Source organism: Bradyrhizobium sp. USDA 3256 (assembly GCF_054058275.1).
This window is the reverse complement of the sequence record NZ_JBSSAE010000002.1, coordinates 1916355-1933699: the sequence shown is the minus strand read 5'-3', so window position 1 is coordinate 1933699 and position 17345 is coordinate 1916355. Positions and strand designations below refer to the sequence as shown.

Below are 17345 nucleotides of genomic sequence, written 5' to 3'. Positions count from 1 at the left end.
GCGGTTTGTCTGTGGCGGCACCGCCCCGTAAACAGGTAGATGTGTCGGCGGCGTCGGCGGGGGCGCACTGCCGGAGTTTTGGTTTGCGGGATCACATGGTTGAGCGTGCCGCGAGGGTCGGCGACGTAGCGAGGCGCGTGCTTTTGTCGGGCATCGGCCTTGGCGTGCTGGCATGTGCGCTGCTGACGGAGACCGCGGCCCGCGCCGAGAGCCTGCCGGAAGCCTTGGTCAAGGCGTATCAGACCAATCCGCAACTCAACGCCGAGCGGGCGCGCCAGCGTGCGACCGACGAGAACGTGCCGCAGGCGCTGGCCGGCTACCGTCCCCAGATCATTGCCGGCCTGTCGGTCGGCCTGCAGGCGGTGCGCGATCAGCTGCCCGGCAATGTGATCCAGACCGCAACGCTGAAGCCGTGGCAGATCGGCGTCACGGTGACGCAGACCCTGTTCAACGGCTTCAAGACCGCCAACAGCGTCCGCGTCGCCGAGTTGCAGGTGCAGTCCGGCCGCGAGGCGTTGCGCAATGTCGGCCAGGGTGTGCTGCTCGACGCCGTCACCGCCTACACCAATGTGCTGGCCAACCAGACCCTGGTCGAGGCGCAGCGCGCCAACGTCGCCTTCCTGAAGGAGACCCGGGCAATCACCGAACGGCGCCTCAATGCCGGCGACGTGACGCCGACCGATACCGCCCAGGCCGAGGCGCGACTGAACCGCGGCCTTGCCGATCTCAACGCCGCCGAGGTCAATTATGCGATCAGCCAGGCCACCTATGCGCAGGTGGTCGGCAACGCGCCATCCCAGTTGCGCCCGGCCGAGACCATCGACCGGCTGTTGCCGCGCAGCCGCGAGGATGCGATCGCGCTCTCGCTCCGCGAGCATCCCGCCGTCACCGCGGCAGGCTTCGACGTCGACGTCGCCTCGACCTCGATTCGCGTCGCCGAGAGCAGCCTGATGCCGAACGTCTCTGTGCAGGGCAGCGTCAGCCGCAGCCGCGACACCGACACCACGCTCGGCAGCTTCGGCACCGATCAAGCCTCGGTGATCGGTCAGGTGACGCAGCCGATCTATGACGGCGGCACCGCCGCATCGCAGACCCGGCAGGCCAAGGAGGTCGCGGCGCAGAGCCGGCTGGTGCTGGATCAGGTCCGCAATCAGGCCAAGACCGCCGTGGTCAGCGCGTGGGTCGCCAATGAGGGCGCCAAGATCGCGGTGTCGGCCTCCGAGTCCGAGATGAAGGCCGCGGAGGTTGCGCTGGCTGGCGTGCAGAAAGAAGCCGCGGGCGGCCAGCGCACCACGGTCGACGTGCTCAACGCGCAGCAGGATCTGATCACCGCGCGAGCACGGCTGATCGGTGCGCAGCGCGACCGCGTGATCGCCTCCTACACGCTGCTCAGCGCGACCGGGCGCCTCGACGTCAAGACGCTGAACCTGAAGACGCCGGACTACCTGCCCGAGGTGCACTACCATCAGGTGCGCGACGCCTGGCACGGCCTGCGCACGCCGTCGGGACAATAGGCATTGCGGAACCGTTCGCACCGCGAACGGCCCTTCCCGCCCGCTCTCTCCGCCGATAACCTCCGCCCCCGCCGGCAACCCATAATGCCGGCGCGCGTATGACGCGCATAACAGCCGAGCACACAGGGAGACGTCCAATGCTGACGCGACGCGATATGATGCTGGCTTCCATCGCAGCGGGAGTGACCATGACCAGCGGCAACGCATTTTCCAAGGCAGCGCAACCATCGACCGCGGTGAATTTCGACGTGCCTGCCGGGGCGTGCGACTGCCACACCCACATCCATGGCGACCCCGAGAAATTCCCGTTCTTCGCCGGCCGCGTCTACACGCCGGAACCGGCCTCGCCGGAGCAGATGAGCGCGCTGCACAAGGCGCTCCATGTCGAGCGCGTGGTGATCGTGACGCCGAGCGTCTATGGCCCCGACAATTCGTCGACCCTGTTCGGCATCACGGCCCGCGGGCCGACCGCACGCGGCGTCGCCGTGATCGACGACAAGACCAGCGAGAGCGATCTCGATGCCATGAACAAGGCCGGCTTCCGCGGTATCCGCCTCAACCTCGCGACCGGCGGTGTCAACGATCCCAATGTCGGCCGGCAGCGCTTCTCGGCTGCGATCGAGCGGATGAAGGCGCGCGGCTGGCATGTGCAGCTGTTCACCAGCCTCGCGATGATCTCCGCGATCAAGGACCTCGTCGCCACAGCGCCGGTGCCGGTCGTGTTCGACCATTTCGGCGGCGCCGAAGCCGCGCTCGGCACCGGCCAGCCGGGATTTGCCGACCTGCTCGCATTGGTCAAGTCCGGCAAGGCCTATGTCAAGATTTCCGGCGCCTACCGCGCCTCCAAGCTCGCGCCCGATTATGCCGACGCCACGCCGCTGGCGCAGGCGCTGATCGCGGCCAATGCCGAGCGCATTGTCTGGGGCACCGACTGGCCGCATCCGGATTCGGTGACGCCGCAAGGCAGGAAGGTCACCGACGTGACGCCGCTGTTTCAGATCGACGACGGCCGCCTCCTCAACCAGCTTCCGGTCTGGGCGCCGGACGCCGCGGTCCGCAAGGCGATCCTGGTCGACAACCCGGCGCGGCTCTACGGCTTCACCTGAGGCTGTCCTTCGGCCGGCGCGAGAAGTAGGAGATCAAGACCGGCAGCGTGATCAGGATCACCAGCGGCGCCAGCATCATGCCGGTGACGACGACGATGGCGAGCGGCTTCTGCACCTGCGAGCCGATGCCCTCCGACACCGCCGCCGGCAACAGGCCGACGCCCGCCACCACGCAGGTCATCAGCACCGGACGCAGCTGCAACTCGCCGGTGCGGATCACCGCGCGCATCCGGTCGTAGCCTTCATCGATCAGCTGGTTGAACTGCGACAGGATGATGATGCCGTCCATCACCGCGATGCCGAACAGCGCGATGAAACCGATAGCCGCCGACACGCTGAACGGAATCCCCGAGATCAGAAGCCCGAGCACGCCGCCGAAGATCGCCATCGGGATCACACTCATCGCGAGCATGGTGTCGACCATCGAGCCGAAATTGAAGAACAGCAGCACCGCGATCAGCGCGAGGCTGATCGGCACCACGATCGAGAGCCGCCTGATCGCATCCTGCAGATTGCCGAACTCGCCGACCCACTCGACACGCGATCCAGGCGGTAGCTGCACCTGCTCGTCGATCTTCTGCTGCGCCTCCCGGATCGCGCTGCCGAGGTCGCGCTCGCGCACCGAGAACTTGATCGGCAAATAGCGCTCCTGCTGCTCGCGGTAGATATAGGCCGCGCCGGAGATCAGGTTGATCGAGGCCACTTCGGAGAGCGGGATCTGCGTGATACCGCCGTTGGCGTTCGCCACCCCGATCCGCAAGTTCTGGATCGCTTCCGCGCTCTTGCGATATTCCGGCGCAAGGCGGACGATAATCGGGAAGTGCCGGTCGCTGCCCGGCTCATAGAGGTCGCCGGCGCTGTCGCCGCCGACGGCAACGCGGATCGTGGCGTTGATATCGCCCGGTGACAGGCCATAGCGCGCGGCACGCGCGCGATCGACGTCGATCTGGATGGTCGGCTGGCCGAGCGAGGTGAACACCGCAAGGTCGGTGACGCCCTGCACCGTCGACAGCACCGACTTGATCTTGTTGGCGGTGTCGGTCAGCGCCTGCAGATCATTGCCGTAGAGCTTGATCGAGTTCTCGCCCTTCACGCCGGACACCGCTTCCGACACGTTGTCCTGCAGATATTGCGAGAAATTGAATTCGACGCCCGGGAATTTCTCCTGCAACTGCGCCAGCAATTGCGCGGTCAGCACGTCCTTGTCGTGAGTATTTGGCCATTCGCTGGCCGGCTTCAGCGGCGCGAAGAATTCGGCGTTGAACAGGCCGGCCGCATCGGTGCCGTCGTCGGGACGGCCGTGCTGCGACACCACCGACACCACCTCGGGGCGGCTGCGGATCAGCTTCCGCATCTCGTTGACATAGGCATTGCCCTCCTGCAGCGAGATCGTCGGCGGCAGCGTGGCGCGGATCCACAGATTGCCCTCTTCCAGCTTGGGCAGGAATTCGAGGCCGAGGAAGCGCGCGAAGATGATGGTCATGACCACGAGGCCGGCCGCGCCGGCCATCACCAGCTTGCGGTTGGCGATCGCCCAGTTCAGCACCGGCAGATAGATCGCGTCGAGCTTCTTGACGATCCAGGTCTCGGTCTCGTGGATATGCGCCGGCAGGATGATCGCGCTGAACGCCGGAGTGACCGTGAACGTCGCCAGCAGCCCGCCGGCCAGCGCGTAAGCATAGGTGCGCGCCATCGGACCGAAGATGTTGCCCTCGACGCCGGACAGCGTGAACAGCGGCAGGAACGCCGCGATGATGATCGCCGCGGCAAAGAAGATCGAGCGCGACACGTCGGCGGCTGCCGACAGGATCGCGTGGCTCTTCATCCCCATCACCGTGTCCTCGGAGATGTGGCTTCGCTCGTCTTCCGACAGCGCGGTGGTTTGCGACAGCCGGCGGAAGATCGCCTCCACCATGATCACGGTGGCATCGACGATCAGGCCGAAATCGATCGCACCGACCGACAGCAGATTGGCGGATTCGCCGCGCAGCACCAGAATGATCACGGCAAAGAACAGCGCGAACGGGATCGTCGCGCCGACGATCAGCGCGCTGCGGAGGTCGCCGAGGAAGATCCACTGCAACAACACGATCAGGAGGATGCCGACCACCATGTTGTGCAGCACGGTGTGGGTGGTGAGCTCGATCAGGTCCTTGCGGTCGTAGATCCGCTCGATCTTCACGCCGGGCGGCAGGATCGAGGAATGGTTGATGTCGTGGACCAGCTGCTCGACGCGGGAAATCGTCGGCGAGCTCTGCTCGCCGCGGCGCATCAGGACGATGCCCTGCACGATGTCGTCGTCATTGTCGAGGCCGGCGATGCCGAGCCGCGGCTTCTCGCCGATCGTGACATGGGCGATGTCGCGCACCAGCACCGGATTGCCGCCGGACTGCGAGACCATGGTGTTGGCGAGGTCGTCGATCGAGCGGATCAGGCCGACGCCGCGCACCACCGCCGATTGCGAGCCGATGTTCACGGTGTTGCCGCCGACATTGATGTTGGCGTTGGAAACCGCCTGCAGCACCTGCGGCAGCGTCAGGCCGTTGGCGACCAGCTTGTTGAAGTCGACCTGGATCTCATAGGTCTTGGTCTTGCCGCCCCAGCCGGTAACGTCGATCACGCCGGGCACGGCGCGAAAGCGGCGCTGCAGCACCCAGTCCTGCAGCGTCTTGAGGTCGAGCACGCTGTAGTTCGGCGGTCCCTTCAGGCGGTAGCGGAAGATTTCGCCGATCGGACTCAGCGGCGAGATGCCGGGCAGCACGTTGCCCGGCAGCGGCGCGAGCTGCGACAGGCGGTTGAGCACCTGTTGCAGCGCCTCGTCATAGGTGTAGTCGAAGGAGAACTGCAGCTTGACGTCGGAAAGGCCGTACAGCGAGATGGTACGGATGGTCTTGAGGTTCTTGATGCCGGCGACCTGGGTCTCGATCGGGATCGTGATGTAGCGTTCGATCTCCTCGGCCGAGAGGCCCGGGCTCTGCGTCACGATATCGACCATCGGCGGGGTCGGATCGGGATAGGCCTCGATGTTGAGCTGCCTGAACGCGAGCAGGCCGCCGATCAAGACGGCCACGAACATGGCCACCATCAAGTAGCGGCGATTGACGGCAAGGGCGACGAGGCGATCCATTCAGATCGGCGCTTTCAACTGGAAGGGAGTTTTCTTATTGAGCGTGATCTCCGCGCAAACGCGTTGCGCGTTTGTCGCGAGGGAAAACCGCTTCCCGCTTTTCCGGATCATGCGCTTAGGTGCCTGATGCGGCGCGGTCGATGAAGAGGCTTCCCTTCGTCACGATCTGCTCGCCCGGCTTGAGGTTGCCGGCCACCTCGACGAGGTCGCCATTGATGAGGCCGGGCTTGATCTGACGCAGCTCGATGGTCTTGTCGTCGGCCCTCGCGACCCAGAGCCGAACCTGGTCGCCCTCGTAGATCAGCGCCTGCTTCGGCACGCCGACCGCCGGGTGATCGCCCTTCGAATACAGCGTCACATTGGCGAACATCTCGGGCTTCAGCCGCTTGTCGGCATTGTCGATGGTGGCGCGAACCAGGAGCCGGCGCGAGGTCGCGTCGATCGCCGCGGCGACATAGTTGACCCGGGCGTTCAGCGTCTTCCCCGGCAGCGCCATCACGCTGAAGGTGAGGTCCTGGCCGACCGCGACATTGTCTGCGTCGGATTCGCGGACGAAGGCGATCAGCCAGACCGTCGACAGATCGCCGATCACGTAGACCGGGTCGCTGGCGCCGGTCGAGACATACTGGCCGGGACCGGCCTTGCGCTGCACCACGGTGCCGCCGATCGGCGCGAACACCGTCGTCTCCGGATTGAGGCGGCCCTTCTGCCGCAGCGTCGTGATGTCGTCGTCGCCGAAGCCGAGAATGTGCAGCTTGTTCTGCGCCGCTTCCAAAAGCGTCTGCGCCGAGCGCGCATCGTTCTGCGCTTGCACCAGCGCCGCCTGCGCCTGCTGATAATCCTTCAGCGGGATCGCCTTGCCCTCGGACAGATCCTTGGCGCGCTTCTCCTGGATCTGCGCCAGGTCGAGCGCCGACTGCGCCTTGTTGAGGCCGGTCATCGCCGCGATGTAATCGTTCTGCGCCTGCACGGTGTCGGCCGCCTCGATCACGAACAGCGGCTGGCCCTTCACCACGGCATCGCCCGGCCGCACCATGAGGCGCGTGACGCGTCCGGTATAGGGCGAGTAGACCGGGGTGGAGCGGTCCTCATCGATGCCGATCTTGCCCTCGGTCACCAGCTCGGAGCGGAAGGTGTGCTCGCTCACGGTCTGGAAGGTCAGGCTGGCCCACTCGGCCGCCGACGGCGCATAGCGCGCGCCGCCCTTGCGGGACTGGCTGGAGACTTCCGAAGATGTCTGCTTTTCCGAGCCGAAACGCGTGTAGCCATAGGCACCCGCGCAGGCAACCGCCAGCAGCGCCGCGGCCACGACCAGGCGCGGGCGGCTAAAGCTCTGCATTCTCTTGGTAAACTCTTTCACCATGCGGTCCGCGGGGTCGATCGTTGCAGCATCCGGCGGGACGGCCCCAGCGGTGCGCTAATAGTGCTGAATTGGCGTCTCAAACAACCTAAAAATCGCCCTTCGGCGACGCCTGTCGTTAAAGTTTGCATAGCCTGAACGGCAGCTGAATGTCTCATCCGGGAAACTCCGGGGCAGGAAACTCCGGAGGGTGGCTGCCGAGCGGCATGGCCGGACGGGACCAATGGGCCGGGGTCCTGGACAGCACGGCGGCATGCCGGACCGAGCTGAGCGTGCCAAAGCCGGACGGCAGCCGTTCGATGAAGGGCTGCACCGCATCCGCCTCCAGGTCCTCGGTCGCAAGGCCTCCTTCGAGGCGGCCGAGATTCCACAGCCAGCGCCCGGTCTGTGCCAGCGATACCCGGACGTGCCAGCTGCCGCCTTCGCGGGCCTGGCGGGCCTTCGCCATCATGGCACCGAACGCCATGAAATATCCGGTGGCGTGGTCGAGCATCTGGGCCGGCAATTCCTTCGGCCCATCCGTGCCGGCCGCCTGTCCTTCGGCGTGATTGAAGCCGGTCGTGGTCTGCACCAGCGAGTCGAAGCCGCGGCCCCCGGCCCACGGTCCGGCATGGCCATAGGCCGACAGCGTCACATAGACGATCCCGGGATTGATCCGCGCCGCTTCCTCCGGCGAGAAGCCGAGCCGCGCGATCGCCTGCGGACGATAACCCTGCGAGAGAATATCGGCCTGCGCCACCAGACCCTGCATCACGCCCCGCCCCTCTTCGCTCCGCAGCTCGAGGAAGCTCGTGAGCTTGCCGCGGCCGGTGTCGATGGTGAGCCAGGGGATCGTCGGCAGATCGGGACCGGAGATCAGGAGTACGTCGGCGCCATGCGCCGCGAGCGTGCGGCCGGCGACGGGACCGGCGATCACGCGCGACAGGTCGAGCACACGGACTCCGGCCAGCGGCCGGTTGCCCGCGGGCCACGGCTTCGGCGCGGCCTCGCCGATCTTCTCGATCGAGATCAGCGGCAGCTTTGCCAGTTCTTTGGCATGCGGCGTCGCCGACCACTCGTCGTGCGAGCGCATCAAGGCGACGACGCCGCCGGCGGCGTAGGCCGCGGTCTCGAACGCCTCGCCGTCCCATTGCAGCAGCGCGGCCTGGACCTCGTCACGCTCGGCGTTGCAGCCGAGCACCTTGCAGACGGCGTCGCGGTGATGCGGGAAATTGGTGTGCAGGCGGACGAAGCGGTTGTCTCTGACACGATAGACGCCGGCGATCTTGTCCCAGGCCGGCGGCGGCGGCTTGTCGTCGACGCGCAGATAGCGCTCGCTGCGGCATTCAACGACGGCATGGCGGATGTCGACCGCGACGTCCTGCTGCTCGCCGCTGCGGGCCTTCCAGATCTCGGCCGCGGCAAGGCCGGCTGCTGCGATCGGTGCCTGCGCTGCCGCCGCGACCCGAAACGACGACGGCAGCTGCGGCTCGCTGCCGGTCAATGTGACCGCATCGAGCGCGGCCGGCGCGCCGCCGGCGCCGGTCCAGACATCGGAAAGGATTTCACGAATGTCCTGCATGCGCATATCCGTTTGCGATTATTCTATGCCCGAGCATGATGACAAAAAGGCGGTGCCCGATCCCAACCGTCATTTCCGGTCCTGCTTCTATCCAGCTCTGCCTGACCCACACAGGAGTTGCAATGGCTGCCATCGATCCTCTCACCGCCGGCGCTGTCTTCCTCGCGACCGCAGCGACTGACGCAGTCTATGTCATGTTCACCTCGGCGGTCGTGGCGCGCAAGCGCGTGCCGGCGGCGACCTGGAGCAGCGTCTGGTATGTGCTGTCCTCCTATGCGGTGATCAGCTACACCGAAAACTGGCTCTACGTCGCCTTCGCCGCCCTCGGCTCGTGGGTCGGCGCCTACGCATCGATCACCTTCCTGCACCGCCCGCCGGGCGGACCGCCGGTCGGCGCCGCGGTGGAGTAGCATGCAGCGACTGAGGAAGTCATCCGTCGTCGATGCGACATGGGCCTGTCCGACAGGGACCGGTTGTAAGCTACGTGTCAGCATTGGCGTGTAGGCTTACACGTTCGCATTCTCACGACATAAGTCGATGAACCGATTGGATGGACACTGGCGCGTTCGCGCCGCAGGGACTCAGGGTGGCCCATACGCCGCAGCGAATGTTGTAGGCGGGACTCGCCGTCGCAAGAGTGCATAACAATTTGCTTCGGTGGTTATGGGTCCCTGCTTTCGCAGGGACGACGATGAGGATGGTTCGCGATTCAAGTTGCCACACCACGCGGCGTCATCACCCGCGCATGCGGGTGAACCAGTATTCCAGAGACGGCCGTTATTGAGCCAAGAGGCCGCGGCGTACTGGATCGCTCGCATGCGCCCCCCCGGGGAGAATGAGAGTCCACGGTTGCTTCCCCGGCGTCGTCCCGGTGAAAGCCGGGACCCATACGCCGCGGAGGATGTTGTGGATGGCACTCGTCCTTGCAGCACCGCGTAACCATTTGCAGCGGTGGTTATGGGTCCTGGCTTTCGCCAGGACGACGTTGGGGATGGAGCTGGTTCAACAGCTGCCGTCATTGCACGACAGCTAATGAAAATCCCGGGACGGTGGCAGGATGCGGACGTTGCGCGGGTGGCGGATCTTTTGCGGCGAGTTGTCGCCGTGATCGCGGCGGTCGTCGTTGAGCGGCTCGATCAGCGCGGGGCCCGCCGGTACCGGATGCTTGCGGCTCAAGGATTCGTTGGCGAGGCCGATCAGATCGTGGGAGCGATCGGTCATGCGCTGCGCCACCAGATGCGTCACGCCCTCCGGGCTGCTCTGGATATAGCCCTCGACCAGGATCAGGCGCGCGCCCATCACCTCTTTCCGGTACTGCTCCATCACCTTCGGCCACACCACGATGTTGGCGATGCCGGTTTCGTCCTCCAGCGTCATGAACACGACGCCCTTGGCGCTGCCCGGCCGCTGCCGCACCAGCACGACGCCGGCACAGCGGACGCGGCGGCGGTCGTTGCTCTGGTTGATGGTATGGCAGGCGACGACGCGCTCCTTCGTGAAGATGTCGCGCAAAAACTCCATCGGATGGCCCTTCAGCGACAGGCGGATGGTCTGATAGTCGGCGACCACCTGCTCCGGACGCGGCATCTCCGGCAGTGGCTTGGCGCCCTCATCCGGCTGCTCGCGCGCGGTGGCGGCCTCAAACAGCGGCAGCGGCACGTCGTCGGGCAGCCGCCGCACCACCCACAGCGCCTCGCGGCGGTCGAGTCCGAGCGAGCGGAACGCATCGGCGTCGGCGAGCAGGATCAACGCGCGCTTGGGCAGGCCGGTATCGCGGGCGAAGTCTTCCAGCGAGGTGAACGGCCGGCGGTTGCGCGCGGCAACGATGCGGTCGGCCCAGTCTTCTTTTCCAACGCTGCCATTCCGGGGCGATGCGATAGCATCGAACCCGGAATCTCGAGATTCCGGGTTCACGCTTCGCGTGCTCCGGAATGACAGTTGAAGCTTCCTCAACCGCTCCTCGTCCTCATCCAGCCAGTGAAATCCATCGATCTGGCGGAAGCCGAGCCGCACCGCGCAGTATTTCCCATCGCGCTCCTCCAGTGTGTTCTGCGCAAAGCTATGGGAGACATCGACCTCGCGCACCGTGACGCCGTTCTTGCGGGCGTCGCCGACGATCTGCGCCGGGGCATAGAAGCCCATCGGCTGCGAGTTGAGCAGGCCGCAGCAGAATGCATCGGGATGATGGTGCTTCAGCCATGAGGAAATGTAGACGAGCTGCGCGAAGCTCGCGGCGTGGCTTTCCGGGAAGCCGTAGGAGCCGAAGCCCTTGATCTGGTCGAAGCAGCTGCGGGCGAAGTCGGGCGAATAGCCGCGCGCCACCATGTTGCCGACCAGCTTCTCCTCGTAGCTGCCGATGGTGCCGAGGTTGCGGAAGGTCGCCATCGAGCGGCGCAGGCCGTTGGCTTCCTCCGACGTGAAATGGGCCGCCTCGATCGCGATCCGCATCGCCTGCTCCTGGAACAGCGGCACGCCGAGCGTCTTGTGCAGCACGTTGTAGAGCTCGTCCTTGTCGCCCTGGTCGGGCGCCGGCGATGGATAGCTGACCTTTTCCTGGCCGTTCCGCCGGCGCAGATAAGGATGCACCATGTCGCCCTGGATCGGCCCGGGGCGCACGATCGCGACCTCGATGACGAGATCGTAGAAGGTGCGCGGCTTCAGGCGCGGCAGCATGTTCATTTGCGCCCGGCTCTCGACCTGGAACACGCCGAGCGATTCGCCGCGGCACAGCATGTCGTAGACTTCTTCTTCGTCCTGCGGGACCGAGGCGAGCTCCCAGTGCTCGCCCTTGTGGTCGGCGATCAGGTCGAAGCATTTGCGGATGCAGGTCAGCATGCCCAGCGCCAGCACGTCGACCTTCATCATGCTAAGGGCGTCGACGTCGTCCTTGTCCCATTCGATGAAGGTGCGGTCGTCCATCGCGGCGTTGCCGATCGGCACATAGGTGTCGAGCCGATCCTGGGTCAGCACATAGCCGCCGACATGCTGCGAGAGATGGCGCGGAAACTCGATCAGCTCGGTGGCGAGCTCGACCGCGAGGTTGATCATCGCATTTTTGGGATCGAGCCCGGCCTGCCGCACCTGCATGTCGTTGAGGCCCTTGCCCCAGCTGCCCCACACGGTGTCGGCGAGCGCCGCGGTGACATCCTCGGTCAGCCCGAGCGCCTTGCCGACGTCACGGATCGCGCTGCGCGGCCGATAATGGATCACGGTGGCGATGATCGCGGCGCGGTGGCGGCCGTAGCGGCGGTAGACATATTGCATCACCTCCTCGCGCCGCGAATGCTCAAAATCGACGTCGATGTCGGGCGGCTCCAGCCGCTCCTTGGAGATGAAGCGCTCGAACAACAGATCGACCTTGGTCGGATCGACCGAGGTGACGCCGAGCACGAAGCATACAGCGGAATTGGCCGCCGAGCCGCGCCCCTGGCACAGGATGTTCTGGCTGCGCGCATAGTGCACGATGTCGTGCACGGTGAGGAAGTAATGCGCGTATTTCAGCTTTCTGATGAGGCGCAATTCCTTGTGCAGGGTCTTCTTGAGTTTAGGCGAAATGCGAATTGGAAATTTTCTATGCGCTCCCTTCCAGGTTAAATCCTCCAAATGGCGTTGCGCGGTCTTGCCCGGCGGTACCGGCTCGTCGGGATACTGATATTTGAGCTGGTCGAGCGAGAAAGAGATGCGCGCAGCAAAACGCATGGTTTCCGCGATCGCGTCCGGCAGATCGCGGAACAGCCTGATCATTTCATGCGCCGGCTTGAGATGCCGCTCGGCATTGGCCTCGAGCCTGCGGCCGACCGTCTCGATCGTGGTCTTTTCGCGGATGCAGGTCAGCACGTCCTGCAGCGGGCGGCGCGCCGGATGGTGATAGAGCACCTCATTGGTGGCGAGCAGCGGCACGCCGGCGTCAGTGGCGAGGCCATGCAGCCGCGCGAGGCGGCGCCTGTCGTCACCGCGATAGAGCAGACTTGCGGCAAGCCAGACGCCGTCGGCGGCGCTTGCCTTCAGTTGCGCAAGGATATCGAGCGCATCGGCAGCCTCGAACCGATGCGGCAGCGCCAGCACCAAAAGCTGACCTTCGGCGAAGTCGATGAGATCGGACAGGATCAGCCGGCAGTCGCCCTTCTCGATGCGCTTGATGTCGTCGCCGCGCTTGCCACGGGTCAGCAATTGACACAGCCGGCCATAGGCGGCGCGATCGCGCGGATAGACCAGGATGTCGGGCGTGCCGTCGATGAAGACGATGCGGGCGCCGATCAAGAGCTTTGGCGGATGGGCGACCTTCTCGCTGTCGAGTTCCTTCCAGGCGCGCACCACGCCGGCCAGCGTGTTGTGATCGGCGAGCCCGATCACGGGAATCCCGAGTTCGCTCGCCTGATGCACATAGGCGCGCGGATCGGAACCGCCGCGCAGGAAGGAAAAATTGCTGGTGATGCCGATCTCGGCATAGTCGGGTGGAGGTGTGCTCATGCGAACAGCCCGTGCACATACCAGTTGGCCGGAACGGGCTTGCCATCCTCGTCCCGCAGCTCGCTCTCGTAGAGGCCGTCGCGAAAGATCCAGAAGCGCTGGCCTTCGGCGTCCTCGACGCGGAAATAATCGCGCGTCAGCGGCGCGCCGTCCTGCTTCCACCATTCCATCGCGATGCGCTCGGGGCCCTCGACCCGCACCACGTCATGCTGCGCGCGCCGCCAGGTGAATTGATGCGGCGGACCGTCGGGCACGGTCGCGAACGGCACCTTGATCGGTTCGGGCCGCTCGAACAGCCTGAGCGGACGCAGCGGCGGTTCGCCGGCGACGCGCTCCGGCCAGGCGGCGGCGCCCGCCGCGGCCAGATGATGCTGCGCCGGCAGCGCCAGCGCCGATCGCTCGGGGACGTGGCTTTCGAGCGGCAGATGCACGACGACGCGTTTTCCCCCGATGCGGGCGGCGATGCGGTCGATCAGCGCCGAGAGCTCGTCATTGTCGTGTATGGTGGCGTCGAGATCGCGCTGCTGCTGTACCACGATCTCGGTACGTCCTGCGGCGAGGCGAATGAGATCGAAGCCGAAGCCGGGATCGAGCGGATCGTTCAGCGCATCGAGCCGCTCGCGGAACAGGCGATCGATCATCTCGGGCCGCGTCACCGGACGCCCGGTCTCGACCATGATCGCGCGCACCGCGCCGTCGGTGCGGAAGAAGCTCGCTTCCAGCTGCCGGGCACCCTTGCCCTGCTTGTCCATCGCCGCAACCAGCATCTTGGCGAGGCTTGAGAGCGTCAGCGTGATCACGGTGTCGGTCGCGACCGGCTCGGGGAAACGCTTCTCGACGATGTAATCGGGCAGCGGTTTGCGCGGGCTGATCGGAGCATCGCCCTGCCCGAGCGCGTGGCCAAGCAGGGTGGTGAAAGCCGCACCGAACCGCGCCGAGATTTCATGCGGCGCGCGCGAGGCGACATCGCCGATGGTCTTCAAGCCGGCGCGGCGCAGGCCGGTGGTGACAGCGGCATCGGCACCGAGCGCCGACACCGGCAGCGGACCGACCGCCGCTGCTTCCTCGCCATCGGCGACGATCTTGCCCGAGGCGGTGCGCGTCAGCGTACGCGCCGCGATCGAGGTGCCGGCAATCGCCGCGCTGACGGCAAAGCCGCGCCGACTCAGCGCCCCCGTCACGATCTGCAGCAGCGCGCGCTCACCGCCGAACAGATGCGCGCAGCCGGTGATGTCGAGAAACAGACCGTAGGGCGCGTCGAGCGCCACCAGCGGCGTGAAGCGGTCGCACCAGTCAGCGATGTCGTTCAGCGTCTTCAGATCAGCGGCGGGATCGGCATCATAGACCGTGAGCTCCGGACAGATCGCCCGCGCATTGGCGAGCGGCAGCCCGATCGACAGCCCGGCGTGCACCGCGGCCTCGTCGACGGCATGCAGCAGGATCGCATTGTGGTCTTTTGCGACGACGACGCTGGGGAGTTCTGCTTTCTTCGCCTCTCCCGCTTGCGGGAGAGGGAGCCCTGCCACCTCCCGTGCATCAGCTTGCGAGGCGATGTCCTGCGCGAGCTTGCGTTTGATGCGGTCGATGGGCAGGCGTGGCAGCCACAGGCTGAGGATACGCCGACGATTCACTGAATTGGCACTCATCACATTTCCATTCCATGATCCATCGCCCGACCGGGCCATGACGATTGCGCACGAGTTCGGCCTCGAAGCGCGGTGTGCCCCACACGCTCGCGGCATTGCCCGGCGGCGAATGCGCCGCGCGCACGATCCAGCGCGTCTCCGCGGTCGAGGGGATCGCCGTCGCCGCGATCCGCAGCACCAGCGCGGTGACGCCGGAGGCTTGCGCGGCCAGGGTCAATTTGCGGCTGGCGACGAGATCGAGCTGGCGCGCCTGGCCCCAGACCTCGAGCACGACCGCGCCGAGCGCATCGCAGGCGAGCGCGTCGGCCGCGGTGCGCAGGCCGCTGTCGACATCGGCGGCGCGCACCGTGACCAAGAGGCGCGGATCGAGGCCGAGCTCGGCAAGCCCGCGCATCGACAGCGCGCCGTTTTCGCGATCGGAAAAATCCTGCCGCACCCAGACCAGCGGCTTGCGTGCCGACAGCCGTCCGGCGAGCCCCGCGATGAAGCCGGTCGCCGCGCCGCCTTGATGGCCGGCCGCGAACACCTCGTGCAATGCGGCCGGCGCAAGCCCGCCGCGCAGCATCGCATCCGCGCTCGTATGGCCGAGCGCGACGCGGTTCGGCATCGCCGCATCCGATGGCGCCTCGATGCGCGCGATGCTGCCGCGCAGAGACGCAAGCGTACCCATGCGTGCGCCGTTCATATGCGCCGCTCCTTCAACTTGAAAATTTGAGGTCGTCACTGCCTGAACAGAGAACCAGGGACTGGCTCAATTGTTCATGGTATGTTCTAATATAAAGCTAACAGGGCCCGCGGAGTCAATCGGATTGGTGAGCTCATCGATTCATGAGTGGAATCAATGGGATTCAGCAGCCGCCGAACCGGACGGGCCCTGATCTTCCGCAGTGTCAGGCACGCAGGCCCCGAAAATGGCGGCGTGACGGAAACGGAGCAATCGCATGCGCATCATCGTGCTCGACAACGACACCGATTTCGAGGGCTGGCGCAAGGCCGCGCGGCGATTGGCGCTGAACGATGTGAAGCCCGCGGAGATCACATGGACCGTACGCAACGACGACGAATTGTCGTCGGCATCCTGCATGAACGAATTGCCGGATACGCCGCAGGCGCGGTTCAATGTGTCAGCCAAATTCGTCGAGCTCGCAAAGGCCGCGATCCTGCATCGCAGTGACGAACGCTTTGCCCTGCTCTATCGCCTGCTGTGGCGGCTGCGCAGCCATCACGATCTGCTCAGTGCGACCGATGATCCCGATGTCGCCGAGGTCCACGCGATGGCGCGCGCGGTCTATGTCGATATCGACAGGATGCATGCGCATCTGCGCTTCCGCGAGATCGGCCGCGAGCGGACGGCGCATTACGTCGCCTGGTTCGAGCCGGAGCATCGCATCGTCGAGCTTGCCGCGCCGTTCTTCGCCGGCCGCTTCGCCGACATGCCGTGGTCAATCCTGACCCCCGACGTCTGCGCACATTGGGACGGGCACGCGATCTCGATCACGCCGGGCGTCGCCAAATCCGAAGTGCCGACCGAGGACCGGCTCGAGGAGGCGTGGCGGCGTCACGACAACGGCCGCTTCAATCCCGCACGGCTGAAAGTGATGGAGATGCCGCAGGCCTATTGGAGGAACCTGCCCGAGGACTCGATCATTAAGCCTCTGATCGAAGACGCAATGCGCATGACCAGCGGCCCCTTCATCGCACGCAAGGCGGCCGAGCCGCAGAAGCGGCAGGATACGCCGATGCCCCGCAAGCAAGTTCAAGGCAAGCAAGTTCAAGACAGGCAAGCTCACGACACGATCGCGGCCTTGCGCGAGGAGGCCGCCGATTGCCGCGCCTGCCCGCTGTGGAAAGACGCAACCCAGATCGTGTTCGGCGAGGGACCGCAGAGCGCAACGCTGATGCTGGTCGGCGAGCAGCCCGGCGACAAGGAAGATCTCGCAGGCCACCCCTTCGTCGGACCGGCCGGCCAGATGCTCGATCGCGCGCTGCAGGAGGCCGGCATCGATCGCCGCAAGGTCTATGTCACCAACGCGGTGAAGCACTTCAAATTCGTGCCGCGCGGCAAGATCCGGCTGCACCAGAAGCCGAGCACACCGGAGATCCGCGCCTGCCGCCAGTGGTACGAGCGCGAGCTCGCCACCATCAAGCCGGACCTCGTGATGGCGCTCGGTGCCACCGCGGCGCAGAGCGTGCTCGGCAAGATCACGCCGATCAACAAGAACCGCGGCCATCTGATCGACCACGACGGAACCAAGGTGCTCATCACCGTGCACCCGTCCTATCTGTTGCGGCTGCCGGATGAAAAAGCCAAGGCGCTGGAATATCAGCGCTTTGTCGACGATCTGAAAATCGCCGCACACCAGTTGCGCAGATCGGCCGATGCGGCCTGAGTTCCGCAAAACCAACGGAACCGAGGAACCACATCGCAACGAGAAATTGTTCTAAAGGCGGACAAATACCTACAACCTTGAATTGATCCGTGGTAAGGTAGCGTGTTCCGCAGGTATCGGGCGTCATGTTCACGCCATGACGTACCCTGAGGCGGGCGCGCTGCACGGTTT

The 17345-nt window shown here is 65.6% G+C and carries 10 protein-coding genes; 4 read left to right on the top strand and 6 right to left on the bottom strand.

Going from position 1 to position 17345, the window contains the following annotated elements; translation table 11 throughout:
* Window positions 1–95 precede the first annotated feature (95 nt).
* A complete protein-coding gene (locus ACVWY5_RS10660; RefSeq protein ID WP_028331667.1) occupies window positions 96–1514 on the top strand; it encodes a TolC family outer membrane protein in 1419 nt (472 codons plus the stop codon).
* Between the two features lie 137 nt (window positions 1515–1651).
* On the top strand, window positions 1652–2620 hold the full coding sequence (locus ACVWY5_RS10655) for an amidohydrolase family protein (protein ID WP_028331668.1): 969 nt from the start codon (window positions 1652–1654) through the stop codon (window positions 2618–2620).
* Here ACVWY5_RS10655 and ACVWY5_RS10650 read toward each other — a convergent pair.
* The 3 genes from ACVWY5_RS10650 to ACVWY5_RS10640 form a co-directional block, all read right to left on the bottom strand.
* On the bottom strand, window positions 2613–5747 hold the full coding sequence (locus tag ACVWY5_RS10650; RefSeq protein WP_028331669.1) for an efflux RND transporter permease subunit: 3135 nt from the start codon (window positions 5745–5747) through the stop codon (window positions 2613–2615). The genes ACVWY5_RS10655 and ACVWY5_RS10650 overlap by 8 nt on opposite strands.
* 115 nt (window positions 5748–5862) lie before the next feature.
* Window positions 5863–7110, bottom strand: a complete 1248-nt coding sequence (locus ACVWY5_RS10645; protein ID WP_028331670.1) for an efflux RND transporter periplasmic adaptor subunit — start codon at window positions 7108–7110, stop codon at window positions 5863–5865.
* 151 nt (window positions 7111–7261) lie between these two features.
* Window positions 7262–8668, bottom strand: coding sequence for a CoA transferase (locus ACVWY5_RS10640; protein WP_028331671.1), 1407 nt, complete (start codon window positions 8666–8668; stop codon window positions 7262–7264).
* Between the two features lie 122 nt (window positions 8669–8790).
* Between ACVWY5_RS10640 and ACVWY5_RS10635 the strand changes: the two genes are divergently transcribed.
* Window positions 8791–9078, top strand: coding sequence for a hypothetical protein (locus ACVWY5_RS10635; RefSeq protein WP_018270628.1), 288 nt, complete (start codon window positions 8791–8793; stop codon window positions 9076–9078).
* 619 nt (window positions 9079–9697) lie between these two features.
* Here ACVWY5_RS10635 and ACVWY5_RS10630 read toward each other — a convergent pair.
* The 3 genes from ACVWY5_RS10630 to ACVWY5_RS10620 are packed head-to-tail and all read right to left on the bottom strand — an operon-like array spanning window position 9698 to window position 15469.
* Complete coding sequence (locus ACVWY5_RS10630; RefSeq protein ID WP_028331673.1) at window positions 9698–13138, bottom strand: error-prone DNA polymerase; 3441 nt, start codon at window positions 13136–13138, stop codon at window positions 9698–9700.
* A complete protein-coding gene (locus ACVWY5_RS10625; protein WP_038377097.1) occupies window positions 13135–14784 on the bottom strand; it encodes a Y-family DNA polymerase in 1650 nt (549 codons plus the stop codon). Before ACVWY5_RS10625 ends, ACVWY5_RS10630 begins: the two co-directional genes overlap by 4 nt.
* Window positions 14675–15469 (bottom strand): DNA repair protein, encoded by a 795-nt coding sequence (locus tag ACVWY5_RS10620; protein ID WP_028331675.1) that lies wholly within the window; start codon window positions 15467–15469, stop codon window positions 14675–14677. The genes ACVWY5_RS10625 and ACVWY5_RS10620 overlap by 110 nt, the downstream gene beginning before the upstream one ends.
* Before the next feature lie 256 nt (window positions 15470–15725).
* On the opposite strand from ACVWY5_RS10620, the gene ACVWY5_RS10615 reads away from it, so the two are divergent.
* Window positions 15726–17174 carry a UdgX family uracil-DNA binding protein gene (locus ACVWY5_RS10615; protein ID WP_028331676.1) on the top strand — a complete coding sequence of 483 codons (1449 nt, stop codon included), beginning with the start codon at window positions 15726–15728 and terminating at the stop codon, window positions 17172–17174.
* The last annotated feature ends 171 nt before the right edge of the window (window positions 17175–17345 follow it).

What these genes read in the sequence shown, in the direction of transcription:
- ACVWY5_RS10615 (WP_028331676.1), top strand. Translation starts at nt 15,726, where the DNA reads ATGCGCATCATCGTGCTCGACAACGACACCGATTTCGAGGGCTGGCGC.
- ACVWY5_RS10660 (WP_028331667.1), top strand. Translation starts at nt 96, where the DNA reads ATGGTTGAGCGTGCCGCGAGGGTCGGCGACGTAGCGAGGCGCGTGCTT.
- ACVWY5_RS10645 (WP_028331670.1), bottom strand. Translation starts at nt 7,110, where the DNA reads ATGGTGAAAGAGTTTACCAAGAGAATGCAGAGCTTTAGCCGCCCGCGC.
- ACVWY5_RS10620 (WP_028331675.1), bottom strand. Translation starts at nt 15,469, where the DNA reads ATGAACGGCGCACGCATGGGTACGCTTGCGTCTCTGCGCGGCAGCATC.
- ACVWY5_RS10640 (WP_028331671.1), bottom strand. Translation starts at nt 8,668, where the DNA reads ATGCAGGACATTCGTGAAATCCTTTCCGATGTCTGGACCGGCGCCGGC.
- ACVWY5_RS10630 (WP_028331673.1), bottom strand. Translation starts at nt 13,138, where the DNA reads ATGAGCACACCTCCACCCGACTATGCCGAGATCGGCATCACCAGCAAT.
- ACVWY5_RS10625 (WP_038377097.1), bottom strand. Translation starts at nt 14,784, where the DNA reads ATGAGTGCCAATTCAGTGAATCGTCGGCGTATCCTCAGCCTGTGGCTG.
- ACVWY5_RS10635 (WP_018270628.1), top strand. Translation starts at nt 8,791, where the DNA reads ATGGCTGCCATCGATCCTCTCACCGCCGGCGCTGTCTTCCTCGCGACC.
- ACVWY5_RS10655 (WP_028331668.1), top strand. Translation starts at nt 1,652, where the DNA reads ATGCTGACGCGACGCGATATGATGCTGGCTTCCATCGCAGCGGGAGTG.
- ACVWY5_RS10650 (WP_028331669.1), bottom strand. Translation starts at nt 5,747, where the DNA reads ATGGATCGCCTCGTCGCCCTTGCCGTCAATCGCCGCTACTTGATGGTG.